Below are 15,676 nucleotides of genomic sequence, written 5' to 3'. Positions count from 1 at the left end.
ACTCAGAACCTGAAATAGAGGAACGGTGAGAAGGCCTGAGGTACGATGTATATCGCGCAGATGACTGCTGCGACGCTGACGAAGACAAGCCGGGCGAAGCACGCGGCACTGCCCGCTGCCCCGGCTACGACCACACCCAAGGGCCTTACCTGCCCCTGGATGACTATGAGGAGGCAGGCCAACAGCATAGCGACTTTGCCCTGGGGCGAAAGCGCGAGGTCCATCGATCCGGGCAGCCCGAACGCCCCGTCTGCCAGCGGCAACAGCATGGCGCGTGCATGGCTGGCGAAGACCGACAGGTCGTTTGCGCGGAACAGGACCCATCCGAAAATCACGACGGGAAAGAAGTAGATCATCCGAACGACCTGTGATGAAAACGCCCTTCCTCCAAGGATCAGGCGTTCCGCAATAAGAAAAATTCCATGGTATGCGCCCCACAGGACGAACGTCCATGCCGCCCCATGCCATATCCCGGTCGCAAGGAACACGATCATCAGGTTTGCGTAAGTTCGCACTAGGCCCGCCCTGTTTCCGCCCAGAGGGATATAGAGGTAGTCGCGGAACCAGCTCGACAGCGAGATGTGCCAGCGACGCCAAAACTCGGTGATCGTAGACGCGGCGTAGGGGTGGTTGAAGTTCTCCTTGAACCGGATTCCGAACATCATGGCGAGGCCGATCGCCATGTCCGAATAGCCCGAAAAGTCGAAATAGATCTGGATCGAATAGGCGATTGCCCCGAGCCAGGAGGAGGCAAAGGTTTGCTCCCCGCCGGCAAGGGCAAAGGACGCGTCCGCGACGCCCGCGACGCTGTCCGCGATAAGGACCTTTTTGCAAAGGCCGACCATGAACCGACCGGCCCCTGCCGCAAAGATATCCGCATTGAGATCAGGATGGTGGAAGTCCTTCTCGACGTCCCGATAGCGTACGATCGGGCCGGCAATCAGCTGCGGGAAGAAGGTCTTGTAGGCGCCAAACAACACCAAGTTGCGCTCAGCCTTTACCTCGCCACGCCACACGTCGATCACATAGGAGATGCCCTGGAACGTGAAAAACGAGATCCCTATCGGGAGAATGATGGTTTGCGCGAAGTGTTGCAGACTCTCGGACCCGAAAAATCCGACAGAGCCAAGAAGGAAGGCCGTATACTTGTAATAACAGAGGACCAACACGTTCAGTGTGACGACGGCGGTGACCACTAGTTTGTGATGGTAGCGCTCCACCGCGATCGCGCCCGCGAAATTCAGCACAATGCTGAAGAGCAGCAGCATAACGTAAAGGCCAGAAGACCAGTAGAAGAATATCAGGCTTGATAGAAAGATAAATGGCGAGAATAATCTCGTTCGATTAAGGATCGAACCTAGCAAGAGCGTGATCGGCAGGTAAAGGAAGAGAAATGCTTGGTCGGAAAATACCATTGCGCGCCGATCGGTTTCGCCCATTTGTCCTTCCGGATCGCAAATGGATGGATTGAAGTCAATACGCAGGACTTGGCCTGAATTCCTTCTCGAACCAGCGCCGCGCTCCCCTGTGACGACGGGCTATCTGTGAATTGAGTTCGGCAAGTTGGCCGGCGCCGCTTGAGAGTTGCCTCGCGATAACCCAGGCTGAGCGGAATCAGGTCCACCGCAGCAAGAAAATAATTGATTTGCTGGCGCAGTGCATGGCGATTTCGTGCCGAACCACCATTGGATTCGACAGCACGGATGCCGCGGGCACGGTCACCACCTACACCTATCCCGCGGCATGAACCACACCTCAGACAATTGGAGAGTTTCGAAACCACGCTGTGCATGATGGCGATAGCCTGGTCCAGCGGCAAACTGCTACTATTATGCGTCTGGCCCTCTGCGCGAATGCCCTGAGTATGTGCCTTATGGAGGATTCCTTTGTTGGCGTGCACAGTTTGCGGGAATGATGAGTTTCGGGACAGCAAAGTTCTTTGGCCTCGGCTGATCGCTGAGTGGAATTTATCGTCCGCCGAGGTTGCCTATATCGACCGGCAGCAAGGCACGCAATGCACGCATTGCGGCTCAAATCTAAGGGGGATTGCTTTAGCCAATGCAATTCGCGAAGCCGTCTCCACCCCCAACACTTTGGTCGAGTTTGTCAATACAAGTGAAGCGCGCCGTCTCCGCATTCTCGATATCAACGGCTCGTCATTGTCTGAGACACTTTCGGTTCTCCCACTGTATATCCGTGCCGACTACCCCTCGGTCGATATGCAGTCCATGCCCTATGAGGACGACCAGTTTGATCTCGTCGTTCATTCCGATACGCTGGAACACGTGCCATTTCCGATTGAAGCTCTCAGGGAATGCGGGCGCGTTCTCTCAGATGATGGATGCTTGTGTTATACTGTCCCAACGATTGTCGGTCGTTTGACGCGCGACAGAGAAGGGCTTCCGCCAAGTTACCATGGGGATTCGAACCAAGGGGGGTATGACTTCATGGTGCACACCGAGTTTGGGGCCGACGCTTGGACATTTCCAATTCGAGCCGGGTTCGCGTCGGTCAACATAAATACGGTTTCATATCCAGACGCCACAGCAATAACTGCTCGCAAAAAACTATTTACTGCGTAGTATTACTTCAAAGTTCGTATTGTCGCTTTCCTCATGCGACATATCGTTCGTACAGCAAGTTTATTGATCGAGCTTGCGGACGACATAAAGGTCTTGGTGCCCCCACCAAAACGCCTGCTGGAAGCGGATCAACTCGACCCCTTCGACGTCGGACACTGCTTTTTGAACATAACCAAGGGAAACGGCGCTTGTTCCATAGTCGCGAGCGTCCAGATCGCGCTGATCGCTTTTCGAGTTCCAATAGAATCCGGTGCCATCAAATTGCGCAGGCAAACCCCCGGCTCTCATGTTTCGGAGAGTGACGGCTCCGTGCGTTGTGAAAATCAAGATACCCCCTGGCTTCACCGCCGTGAGAACGCGAGAAAGCCACGGCGCGAAGGTGGCGTCTGGCATGTGCGAAAAAAACGATAGGGCGAAGACAACATCAAACTCGTCGTCGATGCTCCAGTCCTCCGGTTTTGTCGACGAGAGGTGTGCCCTGACGCCGATCTTGTTTGATAGAAATTCGACGGCATTTGGGTGAACGTCGCTGGAAACCCATGCTGCGTCCGGCAGAACGTGCATCGCATAACGCGCGACGCGGCCATAACCCGACGCGAACTCAAGGACGCTGGCTGGACCAGATGAAAGGTGCTCGCGGCAAAGGTTGGCGAAGCGTTTGGCGCAATCTTCTCCCCCTGTGAAATAGGCTTCGATCGCTTTTCGGTGATCTGTCGGAAACACGGCCCGGACGAAGAAATCGAGCAGCATGTCATCCTTGCTGATCTCATAGGCGACCTTTTTCGCTTCGGCGATCGACCCGGCGAGTGGTTCATGCTCTGCCAGTATGCCGGCAATATCGATATCTGACATCGATTCTCTCTGAGCCGTCCGCCGCCAACCCACAAGCCGCCTGCCACCAACTTACAATCTGGAGACAATTAAACAATCTGCAGCCTGCCTTTTAGGTCGCGTTTGTGCCGCATGCCTGACGTGGAGGAGCTCCGACACGAATTTGCGTCGCGGCGAGTTCGGGTCATCCCAGCCCTGCGGAAATCGCTTGTCGGTCAAAGCGGAGCGCGAGAACGGACAGGCAGCATCGACCGTTGCTCAACCGGGCCGACTAGGCGTAGGAAGAGTGAACAAGTCCTCCATAGAGCTGGCACTCATGCCCAGGGCAATCCTTCATATCGGCCTCGCCAAGACTGGAACCACGTTCCTGCAGAACTGGCTCCGATACAACAGTGTTGTCCTGCGACCGGCCGGCTTCTACGTCGCTCCTGACATGGCCTCCCATCAAGTCGCCGCAAGCCTGGTCCAGAACGTATCGCGGCGCGCCCTGGACGATATCAGGGGTCTCGCCAACCTTCCTGACGAGAAGGAGACGCTGTTCGCGTCCGACCCCGATCTGGTGTCGATCATATCGTCAGAATACTTTCATATCTGCGAGCCGCTGCATGTGGCGGAATATTTCAGGCAGGAGAATGTGGACATCGTCATGATCGTCTGTGTCCTGAGGCGGCAGGACATCCTGTCGGCTAGCGGCTACGCGCAGGACATCAAGTCGCTCGGGCGCAGCGATATTGTAGACGGCGCCGAATATCATCCCCATCTTGACTGGAATTGCCTCTATGAGAGCTGGACCGGCGCATTTCCCGATGCCGCCATGCGGATGATCAACTATAGCCCGCGTTCGCTGCTGAGCGCGTTCAAGGTGCGGCTGGGTATTTGCATCGAAACGACCGATCAGGTGCAGGAAATTCATGCGAACCGGAGCCTTAACGCCGAAATGACCGAGGTTGCGCGAATGCTCAACGAGCGGGGTCTGCCACCGATGTCAGAAGCGCTTTTGGCTCTTCAACGACACCTGCCAGGGCCGCCGTTTGGGTTGCCGGCGTATGTCGTAAGACAATTTGAAGACGCTTATCTCGTTTCCAATCGCAGGCTGGCCGACCGGCTGCGGGATCCTGAATTTGAGGAAATGTCACGGCCCGGATGGCATACGGACGGCGTGTGCATGGCCGGACAGATCGACGACGCCAGATTCGCCGAAATCATCAGACTGGCAGAACGGGAGGGCGCCGGCTTTGGGCATATCGAGACATCGACCTGAAATTCGGTCGAGCTTCTTTGCGCTAGCGGTCGCGCTGTTGGTAGGTTGGCGGCAACGTGAATAAAGACGGTGGCGTTGTGAAATTGAGCCGCCTAGCTGGGCATGGCGGGGCGACCAATGTCGGCAGCGGCACGTTGCTCGTCAATGGCGACCAGACCGGCGCGGCAGGCCTGACGTCGGTGACTAGCGGGGCAACGCTTGGCGGCAGCGGCACCATCGCTTGCGCTTTGCGCATAGTTGACGACTCGCGTTCCATCGAGACTTTTGTGGATGCTTGCCGAAACCCATCCCGATGTTTCTCGTGCGAATCTGGCTGACTCGCTAAGTAGCTCGATGAGCGGCTGGGTCACGTGTGGATTTCGCGTTTGGCATGCTTGGCCAGTAGCTCGTGAACCATATCCAGTCGGCGGCAGTGTACCGTCCTTCGCTGGGTGCCTGGACCGATGCCTATCCAACCCCGCCTGGTGCCTGGGTTGAAACGTTGACTGCCGCCACGGCCCGGTTCACGGTCAGAATCAAACCCTTGGCCGTAGGGCAGACAATTGCCAGCGCACCATGATCGAGGACTACGCAAAAATGAGGCGGGAGATATTGTGAGGCAGTCCGCAGAAAGCGGCCAACGGCATTCTATTGCGGCGGAACTGATTGCGGTGCTGGTTGCGGTGACGATTGGCCAGCCGCGCGTCATGACCATAGAGCGAGGTCAATCCCTGCCTTCCGGCCCATTCGAACTTGGACATCGTTCGCTGCAGTCGGGGCTAAGAGATTGGGTCGAACACCAGACACGCCACCCCTTGGGCTATATCGAGCAGCTCTACACTTTCGCCGATCGCGACAGGACAGCAAACGGGAGCGCGCAACGCGTGGTTTCCATCAGCTACCTGGCGCTGACCCGGGAGGAGCAGGCGGCACCCGCCGACAAAGCCGCCTGGCGCAACTGGTACGACTATTTCCCCTGGGAAGATCACCGTGCAGGTGTTCCCCCTGCATTGCCGGACGTGATCGTTCCGCACCTGAAGGCCTGGGCGGATGGCGCCGACGATCGCCCTACGCACGATGACCGCTGGCAGCGAGCGGCGATCGCCTTCGGTCTTGATGGTAATGGCTGGAATGAGGAACTGGTGCTGCAACGCTACGAGTTGCTCTACGAAGCGGCCCTTGTCGGGGAAGCGCATCGCCGCCAAGGCGAAAACCGCACTCTATCGGCCTTCGGCCTTGCAATGGCGGCCGATCACCGCCGTATCCTGGCCACCGGCATCGCCAGGTTGCGCGCCAAGATCAAATATCGTCCCGTCGTCTTCGAACTCATGCCGTCGGTCTTCACGCTCCTGCAACTCCAGCGCAGCGTCGAGGCGCTCGCCGGTCGGCTCGTCCACAAGCAGAATTTCAGGCGGCTGGTAGAGCAGCAGGAACTTGTCGAAGAGACCGGATCATCAACAACCGACACTGGCGGCCGACCGGCTAAGCTGTTTCGCTTCCGGCACGGCGTTCTGGCCGAGCGGGCGGTCGCAGGGACGAAATTGCCACTTTCGCGTGCTTGACTTTGCTTATGCTCCATATAAGCATATGCCCTATATATACTCAAAACGAGCATATGTGAGGGACAAGAATGACGCTGAGCTCCGCACTCTACGACCGGGTACGGCGAGTCATTCCGCCCATCGAATGGCCGGCATTTGCGGTTGATATCGACGCCATTCTCGATCTGAAGCGGCAGCGAAATGCCGTCATCCTGGCGCATAACTACCAGACGCCGGAGATCTTCCACTGTGTGGCCGACATCGTCGGCGATAGCCTGGCGCTTGCGCGCAAGGCGATGACGGCCGAAGCCGATGTCATCGTGCTCGCCGGGGTGCATTTCATGGCCGAGACGGCGAAGCTGCTCAATCCGCAAAAGACCGTGCTCATTCCCGACCTGCGGGCGGGCTGTTCTCTGGCCGACTCGATTACCGCCGAGGATGTCCGCCTGCTTCGGCAGCGCTATCCCGGTGTGCCGGTCGTCACCTATGTCAACACCTCGGTCGAGGTAAAAGCAGAGTCCGACATCTGCTGCACCTCCGGCAACGCCAAAGCCATCGTCGAGTCCCTGGGGGTTCCCCGGGTGATCATGCTGCCGGACGAGTATCTGGCCCAGAACATCGCCACCCAGACCGACGTGCAGATCATCGCCTGGAAAGGGCATTGCGAGGTGCATGAGCGCTTCACGCCAGCCGATATCCGGCAGCTGCGCGAGGACCATCCCGGTGTGACGGTACTTGCCCATCCCGAATGTCCGCCCGACGTGGTGGCAGAGGCAGATTTCTCCGGCTCGACCGCTGCCATGTCCGACTATGTCGGGCTGCAAAAACCGCCCCGCGTCGTGCTGATGACGGAATGTTCGATGAGCGACAATGTCGCGGTCGACCATCCCGAGGTCGAGTTCATCCGGCCCTGCAATCTGTGCCCGCACATGAAGCGGATAACGCTCGCCAACATCCGTACGGCGCTCGAGCAGAACCGCCATGTGGTAACCATCGAGCCCGAGATCGCCTGGCGCGCGCGTCTGGCCGTCGAGCGGATGCTGGCGGTATGAGCATGGACGTCCGCAATCTCGCCAACCGGCCGGTCATCATCGGCGGCGGCATAGCCGGATTGATGACCGCGTTGCACATGGCGCCGGAGCAGGTGCTTCTGCTGTCGAGATCGCCGCTTGGCGCGGATGCGTCGAGTGCGTGGGCACAGGGTGGACTTGCCGCCAGCCTGGGCGACGATGATAAACCGGCGCTCCATCTTGCCGATACGCTCGCCGCAGGCGACGGCCTTTGCGATGCGGAAGCAGCAAGGCGCATCGTGTACGCGGCGCCCGCCGCGATCGAGGATCTGTCGCGCCTTGGAGTTCGCTTCGATCGGACACCCGAAGGCGCGCTACGTCTCGGGCTGGAGGCCGCGCATGGCCGGCGGCGCATCGTTCATGCCGGGGGTGACGGCAGCGGTCGCGAGATTATGCGCGCCCTTGTCGCCGCCGTGCGCTCCACGCCGTCGATTGTGGTCGTCGAGGGCATCGAAGCGCGCCGGCTGGTCGTGGAGGATGGCAGGATCGCCGGCGTGCTGGCAAGTTGTTCGACAGGCCCGGTGTTCGTCGCCACAGGACGGGTCGTTCTCGCCACAGGCGGAATCGGCGGCCTGTTCCACGACACGACAAACCCGCTCGGCAGTTGCGGACAAGGCCTGGCACTCGCCGCACGCGCCGGTGCAATTTTTGCCGACCTCGAGTTCATCCAGTTCCACCCGACCGCGCTTGACGGGCCCTGCCGTCCGATGCCGCTGATCAGCGAGGCGGTTCGCGGCGAAGGCGCGACAATCGTTGACGAGACAGGCCGGCGTTTCCTCGATGGCGTGCCCGGGGCGGAACTCGCACCGCGCGACATCGTTGCGCGCGCCGTCTGGCGGCATCTTGCCGACGGCCATCGCGTCTTCCTCGATGCGCGCGAAAAGCCAGGCGCGATGTTCGCACGGCAATTTCCAACGATCGCTTCGGCCTGCGGCAAGGCCGGTATCGATGCGGCGCGGGATCTCATCCCTATCCGGCCGGCCCAACACTATCACATGGGTGGTGTCGCCGTGGATCTGGCCGGGCGCACATCAATTCCGGGACTTTGGGCTTGCGGAGAGGTTGCCTCGACCGGCCTGCACGGGGCCAACCGGCTTGCCAGCAACTCGCTGACCGAAGCCATCGTTTGCGCGCGCTGGGTTGCCGAGAGTGTAGCCGCTTCGCCTGAGCACCGCGGAAAGCCAGCGATGGCCTCTGACCTGCCCGCGCCAGATCCAGGGCCTGTGCGCCCCCTCCTGTCACATGCCCTCGGCGTCACGCGGGACGGCAAGGGGTTGAAGCAGGCTGCCCGGACCCTGCTGGCGCTGTCGCAGCGACACGAAACGGCGTCGGATCCCGCCGCCGTCGGGCTGATGATCACAGTTGCCGCCTTGCTGCGCCGGGAAAGCCGCGGCGCTCATTTCCGGACGGACTTCCCCCACGATGTTGCCATGGCCCGCCGCTCCCAGATGACGCTCGACGCAGCCATTGCCGCAGCGCTGGAATTCGAATCCTCCCCAATGCTGGAAAGCGTCGCGTGATGAACCTCTCACCACTTCCCGCAATCATGCTCGAACCCCTTGTGCGTGCAGCTCTGCTCGAAGACCTCGGCAGGGCCGGCGACGTGACCACCGATGCCATCGTGCCGAAGGACCTTTGGGCAACGACCGTCCTTTCGGCACGCCAGGCTGGAACTGTCGCTGGGCTCGATCTGGCGATGCTCGCCTTCCGGCTTATCGACCAGAATGTCGAAATGACCGTGCATCAGGCTGACGGTAGTAAAGTATCGCCGGGAGAGACCATTGCATCGGTGAGCGGTCCGGCCCGGGCCATACTCACGGCGGAGCGGACGGCGCTCAATTTCCTGTGCCATTTGAGTGGCATCGCCACGGCGACGGCGTCGGTCGTCGCCGCGGTTCGCGGCCACGGCGCAAAGATCGTCTGCACGCGCAAGACGACCCCCGGCTTGCGGGCTGTCGAAAAATATGCCGTGCGCGCCGGTGGCGGCTCCAATCACCGCTTCGGCCTCGACGACGCGATCCTGATCAAGGACAATCACATTGCCATGGCCGGTGGAATTCGTACGGCACTCCAGCGGGCGCGAAGCAGCGCCGGCCATCTCGTCAAGATCGAAGTCGAGGTCGATACGCTGGCCCAGCTGGAAGAGGTGCTTGCTCTGGCCCCCGACGCCGTGCTGCTCGACAATATGTCGGTCGACGAGCTTCGCCAGGCGGTAGCCATGGTTGCCGGCCGGGCCACAACCGAGGCGTCGGGCAGGATCACCGCCGCGATTGCGCCAGCCGTTGCCGCAACCGGTATCGATTTGATTTCCATCGGCTGGTTGACTCACAGCGCGCCGATCCTCGATATCGGTCTCGACTATCGTGAGCCTTAACCGTCGGGGCTGACCATCCAGCCTACCCAGCTTCTTTCGACCGTGTCCGCCATTTCAAAGGCGCCTGTGTCGCACAACGCAAGGAACAGCATGGAAATGCATACAGCGATTTCGGAAAAGACCATGCCTGAGGCTCGATCCTTCGACGGCGACCGGACGTGGACCCTTGAAGAGGCTCGGGCGCTGCATGATGCCCCTTTCAATGATCTGCTGTTTCAAGCGCAGACCGTTCACCGTCAGAATTTCGATCCGAACAAGGTGCAGCTCAGCCGGCTTCTCAGCATCAAGACAGGCGGATGCCCGGAGGATTGCGGCTATTGCAGTCAGTCGGCGCATCACGAAACCGGCCTGAAGGCGTCGAAGCTGATGGAGGTCAGGCGCGTCATCGCCGAGGCAACCAAGGCGCGCCACGCCGGCGCCACCCGCTATTGCATGGGTGCCGCGTGGCGAAACCCCAAGGCGCGCGACATGGATGCGGTGGTGGCTATGATCGAAGGGGTCAAGGCGCTCGGCATGGAAACCTGCATGACACTCGGCATGCTCGATCTCGAGCAGACAACTCGTCTGAAACAGGCTGGTCTCGACTACTACAACCACAACATAGATACGTCGGAACGCTACTACAGCGAGATCATCAGCACGCGCAGCTTTGCCGACCGGCTCGATACGCTCGAACAGGTTCGCCAATCCGGCATCAAGGTCTGCTGCGGCGGTATTGTCGGCATGGGTGAAGAGCCGGTGGACCGGATCGACATGCTGGTGACGCTGGCCAATCTGCCGGAACATCCGCAAAGCGTTCCGATCAACATGCTGATCCCGATCGCCGGCACCCCGCTTGCCGACGCCAGGCCGATCGAGCCGATCGAATTCGTGCGCGTGATCGCACTGGCGCGCATCATGATGCCGAAATCGCATGTCCGGCTTTCGGCCGGCCGCACCGCCATGACCGACGAGATGCAGGCGCTGTGCTTCTTTGCCGGCGCCAACTCGATCTTCGTCGGCGACACGCTGCTGACGGCGGACAATCCCGGTGAGGACAAGGACAGCCTTCTATTCCGGCGTCTCGGCATCGAGCCGATGGACCTCGAGACGCAATGAGCGGGGTACCGCTTGCCCGCTACGACGCGACCTTGCAGGGGCTGGCGCGCAAGGACCGGCTGCGGACGCTGTCGCCGCGCGCCGGCCTCGACTTCTCGTCGAACGACTATCTCGGGCTTGCCGCTTCGAGAAGACTAGGCGACGCGGTTGCGGCTGCGATCGCGCAGGGCACGCCGGTCGGCGCCACCGGGTCGCGGCTGTTGCGCGGCAACGCGCCGGAGCATGAGGCTCTGGAGGCGGCCGCGGCGGTGTTCTTCGGAGCTGAACGCGCGCTGTTCTTCGGTAGCGGCTACATCGCCAATTTCGCTCTCCTGACCGCGCTGCCGCAGAAGGGCGACCTTTTGGTCCTCGACGAACTCGCCCATGCCAGCATGCATGAGGGGGCTCGCGCTGGCCGCGCTGAGTTCAAGCTCGCCGCACACAACGACGTCGATGCTATCGAGGATGCGATCACGCGCTGGCGCGCCGAAGGCGGCACCGGGCGCGTCTGGATCGTGGTCGAAAGCCTCTACAGCATGGATGGCGACCGCGCGCCGCTGGAAAGCCTGGTCGCGCTTGCCGATCGGCACGAGGCCTTCATCGTCGTCGACGAGGCGCATGCCACCGGCGTTTGGGGACCGGAGGGCCGCGGCCTTGCCGCCGGTTTCGAGGGCCGCGACAACATCATCGCACTCCACACTTGCGGCAAGGCGCTCGGAGCGTCGGGCGCGCTTGTCACCGCTCCACGAACGCTGTGCGACTATCTCGTCAACCGGTGCCGGCCATTCATCTACGCCACCGCACCGTCGCCGCTGATGGCGGTCGCGGCGCGCGAAGCGATTGCCATGCTGTCCGATGAGCCGATGCGCCGTGTCCAGTTGCAGGAGCGCGTTGCCTTCGCGGGTGGCCAATTGGCCGGGCGCTGCGGCGTCGCACCCAGCGGCTCGCAGATCCAGCCCTTTGTCATCGGCGACGTCAGGCGCACCATGGCGGTGGCGACAGCGCTCCAGGCACGCGGCTTTGACATACGCGGCATTCGTCCGCCGACCGTACCCGAGGGCACGTCGCGTCTGCGCATTTCGCTGACGCTCAACGTCGACGAAGCCGACATTTCGGCCATGGTCGAGGCGCTCGTCGAGGTGTTGGCCTCGGCATGACCAAGCGCATCGTCATCACCGGAACGGATACCGGCATCGGCAAGACGGTGTTTTCGGCCGGGCTCGCCGGCCAGCTCGACGGCTTCTACTGGAAGCCGGTGCAATCGGGACTCGACGACGAGACTGACAGTGAGGTCGTTGCCCGGCTTTCCGGTTTGCCGGCCGGGCGCGTCCTGCCGGAAGTTTACCGTCTGAGAACGCCGCTGTCGCCGCATCGTTCAGCGGAAATCGACGGCGTTGCGATCGAGGCGGCAAAGCTCTCGCTTCCAGCGTTGCCGGGTCCGCTTGTCATCGAAGGCGCTGGCGGGCTGATGGTGCCACTCAACCGACAGACAAGGTTCATTGACATATTCGCGCAATGGCGGATGCCGGTCATCCTGTGCGCCCGTACCACGCTCGGCACGATCAACCACACCCTGCTGTCGATCGAGGCGCTCAGGGCCCGTTCCATCCCGCTCATCGGCATTGCCTTCATCGGTGATGAGGTGGCCGATACGCAAAGAACAATCGTGGAGTTCAGCGGTGTGCGCCAGCTTGGCAGACTGCCGCACATCGATCCTCTGACGAGTGAAACACTGAGAGATGCCATGGTTGCCGGCTTCGACCTTGCTTTGATCGCCGGAGGCGAGTGATGTCGCAATCTCAAGTCTGGCATCCGTTCACACAGCACGCGCTCGAACCGACGATCCCTGAAATCGTCCGGACGGACGGCGCCTACCTCCACAAGGCCGACGGCACGCGCATCCTGGATGCCATTTCCTCCTGGTGGGTCGTCACCCACGGCCACCGCCATCCCCACATCATGAAGGCCATCGAGACGACCGCGGCGAGCCTCGACCAGATCATCTTCGCCGGCTTCACCCACGAGCCGGCCGAACGCCTGGCCAGGGCGCTTGTCGGCCTCGCTCCGGCCGGCCTTGACTGGGTGTTCTACTCCGACAGCGGCTCGACCTCTGTCGAGGTCGCGCTGAAGATGGCGCTCGGCTATTTCCGCAACATCGGCGCGCCGCGCTCGCGCATCGTGGTCATGGAGCACAGCTATCATGGCGACACCATCGGCACGATGAGCGTCGGCGCCCGCGGTGTGTTCAACGCTGCCTACGAGCCGTTGCTGTTCGAGGTCGACACCATCCCCTTCCCGGCCGTCGGGCGAGAGCAGGAGACGCTTGATCGGTTCGAGGCCGTCAGCCGCGACCGGCACGCCGCCGCGCTGATCGTCGAGCCGTTGGTGCTTGGCGCCGGCGGTATGCTGATGTATCCGGCCTCGGTTCTGACCGAACTGAAGAAGATCGCCGAAGCTTCGGGCACGCTGCTGATCGCCGACGAGGTGATGACCGGCTGGGGCCGCACCGGAACCATGTTCGCCTGCGAGCAGGCATCCATCTCTCCGGACATCCTGTGCACCTCGAAGGGCTTGACCGGAGGCGCCATCCCGCTGGCGGCGACGCTTGCCACCGAGGCCATCTTCCGGGCTCATTTTTCCGACGACCGCAAGAAGACCTTTTTCCACTCGAGTTCCTACACCGCCAATCCGATTGCCTGCGCGGCCGCACTTGCCAATGTCGAGATCTGGCGCGACGAGCCGGTAGCCGAGCGGGTCACGGCCCTGAGTGCAAAGCAGGCCGCCGGGCTTCAACGCTTTCGCGATAACCCTCGCTTCACCGACAGCCGGGCGACCGGGACGATCACGGCTCTCGATCTGCGCACCGGCTCCGCTGGCTATCTGGCCGAAATCGGGCCAAAACTGCGGGCTTTTTTCCTCGAGCGCGGCCTGCTCGTGCGTCCGCTTGGCAATGTCCTCTATCTTCTGCCGCCCTATTGCATCACCAGCGAGGAACTGGACGGTCTCTATGACGCCATCGAGGAGGCCAGCGAACGCTTCGGTTCGGGGCCATGAGCAGGTCGTCGCGCATTCTCGGGTTCGGCCATCATGCGCCGGCGCGCAAGGTCGAGAATCCGGAGATCGAAGATCGTCTCGGGCTCGAGCCAGGCTGGATCGAGCAGCGCACCGGAATTCGTTCGCGCTTCTGGGCGACAGATGAAGATACGCTGTCCGGCCTTGCCACGCAGGCTGGCGAGATGGCGCTGGCGAACGCCGCTATTGACCGAAGCGACATCGGCCTGCTGTTGCTCGCCACCTCGACGCCTGATCACCTCCTGCCGCCGAGCGCACCCCTGGTCGCCCATCGGCTGGGACTGACACGCGCGGGTGCGATCGATCTGACCGGCGCCTGCGCCGGCTTTATCTATGCCCTGATGTTCGCGGACGGCTTCACCCGCCTGCATGGCAAGGCGACCCTTGTTATTGCCGCCAACATCCTCAGCCGTCGCATCAATCCGGCCGAGCGCGCAAGCTCGGTCCTTTTCGCCGATGCCGCCGGCGCCCTGGTGATCGGTCCGTGGGAGGACCCTGATCGGGGCATTCTCGGTGCCTCGGTGGATTCCGACGGCTCACGCTACGGGCTGATCCAGATCCCGGCGGGCGGAAGCAACGTCCCGTTCCAAAGTGGCCTGGATCTCGGGCAAACCCGAATGACGATGACCGACGGCCGCGAAGTGTTCGCCAGGGCCGTGGACCTGATGACTGCATGTTCAAAGGACGCGCTCGCCTCAGCCCGAACGCAGCCGCAGGACATCGATCGGTTCGTGCCGCACCAGGCCAATGCCCGCATCTTCGATGCGGTCGGGAGGAGCCTCGGCATTGCAGATGAAGCAATCGTCAAGACAATCGCCGACTACGGCAACTCTTCCGCCGCGACGATCCCGCTCTCACTGTCGCTCGCCCATCTGACCGAGCCATTCCGGGCGGGCGAGAAAATTCTCCTTGCGGCAGCGGGTGCGGGTCTCAGCGGCGGTGCACTGGTCGTCGGAATCTAGCTGAGCCACCGACAGCGCGAACCGACTGATCATGATTGGTGGATAGGACAAAGGCATTTGGGTCATGGCGAGTGCGAAGCGGACAATACCTCGCGTTGGCCGGCAGCGAGCGCTCGACTGGCTGCCGCGTTCAGGTTTCGGTGTTCAGACGTCCTCGGGAATGGGGTGCCGCTCGGTTTTCCCAACCCGTAGCCGTTGCGGTCTATATAGAGTCGACGGTGCCACGTGGCCAGAACCCACGCGGCACGTGCTGCATGATCGAGGAGTTCGGTGCCCTGACCGGTACGACGTACACGGCCATGCTCAACGAGCCGCTGCCCGAGGTGGTCCGCAAGATCAACCTCGACGAGGAGCATGTTTACTGGAGCGATCGGGCACGCTCCCTTACAAGCCTCATATCGGGACGCTGAGCTGCTCACCAGAGATCGATTCCATCAACTCGCTGACGCCCGACAACCACGGCGGCAACATGGACCTGCCGGACATGGGGCCTGGCAGCGTGACGTACCTGCCCGTTCGCTCGCCCGGCGCTCGCGTGTTCATAGGTGATGCGCATGCCTGCCAAGGCGACGGCGAGGTTGCGGCGTGGCGGTCGAGTATTCGGCGACCGTCACCATCCGTGTCGACCTGATCAAGGGCTGGACAATCGATTGGCCTCGGCTCGAGACCGCCGATCTCATTATGGCGATCGGCAGCGCCAGACCCCTTGAGGATGCAACACGCATCGCTTACCGCGAACTGATCCGCTGGATGGTCGCTGAGTTCGGCTTCGACAAATGGGACGCCTACATGCTGCTGAGCCAATGCGGCATCGTGCGGCTGGGCAATTTTGTCGACCCGAAATATTCCGTCGCGGCGGCTGTAAGGAAAACGATTATTACCTGTTAGGTTGGTTGCTGCAGGCTTTGGCCGCGAAGACAGCTATCA

13 protein-coding genes and 1 pseudogene are annotated in these 15,676 nt (G+C 61.4%); 12 read left to right on the top strand and 2 right to left on the bottom strand.

What is annotated here, in order from left to right; genetic code table 11:
* Nucleotides 1–2: 2 nt before the first annotated feature.
* Nucleotides 3–1,439, bottom strand: a complete 1,437-nt coding sequence (locus CGZ66_RS00275; protein WP_095080365.1) for an MBOAT family O-acyltransferase — start codon at nucleotides 1,437–1,439, stop codon at nucleotides 3–5.
* 450 nt (nucleotides 1,440–1,889) lie between these two features.
* Here CGZ66_RS00275 and CGZ66_RS00270 point away from each other — a divergent pair, with 450 nt between their 5' ends.
* A complete protein-coding gene (locus CGZ66_RS00270; RefSeq protein WP_245330945.1) occupies nucleotides 1,890–2,582 on the top strand; it encodes a class I SAM-dependent methyltransferase in 693 nt (230 codons plus the stop codon).
* Between the two features lie 60 nt (nucleotides 2,583–2,642).
* On the opposite strand, the gene CGZ66_RS00265 is transcribed toward CGZ66_RS00270, so the two are convergent.
* Nucleotides 2,643–3,434, bottom strand: a complete 792-nt coding sequence (locus tag CGZ66_RS00265) for a class I SAM-dependent methyltransferase (protein WP_095080360.1) — start codon at nucleotides 3,432–3,434, stop codon at nucleotides 2,643–2,645.
* Between the two features lie 187 nt (nucleotides 3,435–3,621).
* Between CGZ66_RS00265 and CGZ66_RS00260 the strand changes: the two genes are divergently transcribed.
* From CGZ66_RS00260 to CGZ66_RS00205, 11 genes and pseudogenes are all read left to right on the top strand, one after another.
* The gene (locus CGZ66_RS00260) at nucleotides 3,622–4,674 is read left to right on the top strand and encodes a hypothetical protein (RefSeq protein WP_143748628.1); all 1,053 of its coding nucleotides are present in this window, start codon (nucleotides 3,622–3,624) and stop codon (nucleotides 4,672–4,674) included.
* A 593-nt stretch (nucleotides 4,675–5,267) separates the two neighbouring features.
* On the top strand, nucleotides 5,268–6,215 hold the full coding sequence (locus CGZ66_RS00250) for an NUDIX hydrolase (protein WP_245330944.1): 948 nt from the start codon (nucleotides 5,268–5,270) through the stop codon (nucleotides 6,213–6,215).
* 68 nt (nucleotides 6,216–6,283) lie between these two features.
* Nucleotides 6,284–7,246 carry a quinolinate synthase NadA gene (nadA, locus tag CGZ66_RS00245; RefSeq protein ID WP_095080356.1) on the top strand — a complete coding sequence of 321 codons (963 nt, stop codon included), beginning with the start codon at nucleotides 6,284–6,286 and terminating at the stop codon, nucleotides 7,244–7,246.
* Nucleotides 7,243–8,784 (top strand): L-aspartate oxidase, encoded by a 1,542-nt coding sequence (locus tag CGZ66_RS00240; RefSeq protein WP_095080354.1) that lies wholly within the window; start codon nucleotides 7,243–7,245, stop codon nucleotides 8,782–8,784. The genes nadA and CGZ66_RS00240 overlap by 4 nt, the downstream gene beginning before the upstream one ends.
* Nucleotides 8,784–9,638: a carboxylating nicotinate-nucleotide diphosphorylase gene (gene nadC, locus CGZ66_RS00235; protein ID WP_095080352.1), complete on the top strand. Its 855-nt coding sequence runs from the start codon at nucleotides 8,784–8,786 to the stop codon at nucleotides 9,636–9,638. The genes CGZ66_RS00240 and nadC overlap by 1 nt, the downstream gene beginning before the upstream one ends.
* Before the next feature lie 123 nt (nucleotides 9,639–9,761).
* Nucleotides 9,762–10,736, top strand: a complete 975-nt coding sequence (gene bioB, locus CGZ66_RS00230; protein ID WP_095081023.1) for a biotin synthase BioB — start codon at nucleotides 9,762–9,764, stop codon at nucleotides 10,734–10,736.
* Nucleotides 10,733–11,872, top strand: a complete 1,140-nt coding sequence (locus CGZ66_RS00225) for an 8-amino-7-oxononanoate synthase (RefSeq protein WP_095080350.1) — start codon at nucleotides 10,733–10,735, stop codon at nucleotides 11,870–11,872. The genes bioB and CGZ66_RS00225 overlap by 4 nt, the downstream gene beginning before the upstream one ends.
* A complete protein-coding gene (gene bioD / locus CGZ66_RS00220) occupies nucleotides 11,869–12,504 on the top strand; it encodes a dethiobiotin synthase (RefSeq protein ID WP_095080348.1) in 636 nt (211 codons plus the stop codon). Before CGZ66_RS00225 ends, bioD begins: the two co-directional genes overlap by 4 nt.
* A complete protein-coding gene (locus CGZ66_RS00215; RefSeq protein ID WP_095080347.1) occupies nucleotides 12,504–13,769 on the top strand; it encodes an adenosylmethionine--8-amino-7-oxononanoate transaminase in 1,266 nt (421 codons plus the stop codon). Before bioD ends, CGZ66_RS00215 begins: the two co-directional genes overlap by 1 nt.
* On the top strand, nucleotides 13,766–14,749 hold the full coding sequence (locus CGZ66_RS00210; RefSeq protein ID WP_095080346.1) for a beta-ketoacyl-ACP synthase III: 984 nt from the start codon (nucleotides 13,766–13,768) through the stop codon (nucleotides 14,747–14,749). Before CGZ66_RS00215 ends, CGZ66_RS00210 begins: the two co-directional genes overlap by 4 nt.
* Nucleotides 14,750–14,943: 194 nt before the next feature.
* A pseudogene (locus tag CGZ66_RS00205) lies at nucleotides 14,944–15,637 on the top strand (acetamidase/formamidase family protein); the annotation flags it as partial.
* Nucleotides 15,638–15,676 lie beyond the last annotated feature (39 nt).

Origin of the sequence: Mesorhizobium sophorae (assembly GCF_002270415.1) — a bacterium.
GTDB classification, from domain to species: domain Bacteria; phylum Pseudomonadota; class Alphaproteobacteria; order Rhizobiales; family Rhizobiaceae; genus Mesorhizobium; species Mesorhizobium sophorae.
The sequence above is the reverse complement of the archived record's forward strand: the minus strand, read 5'-3'. Positions and strand labels throughout refer to the sequence as shown.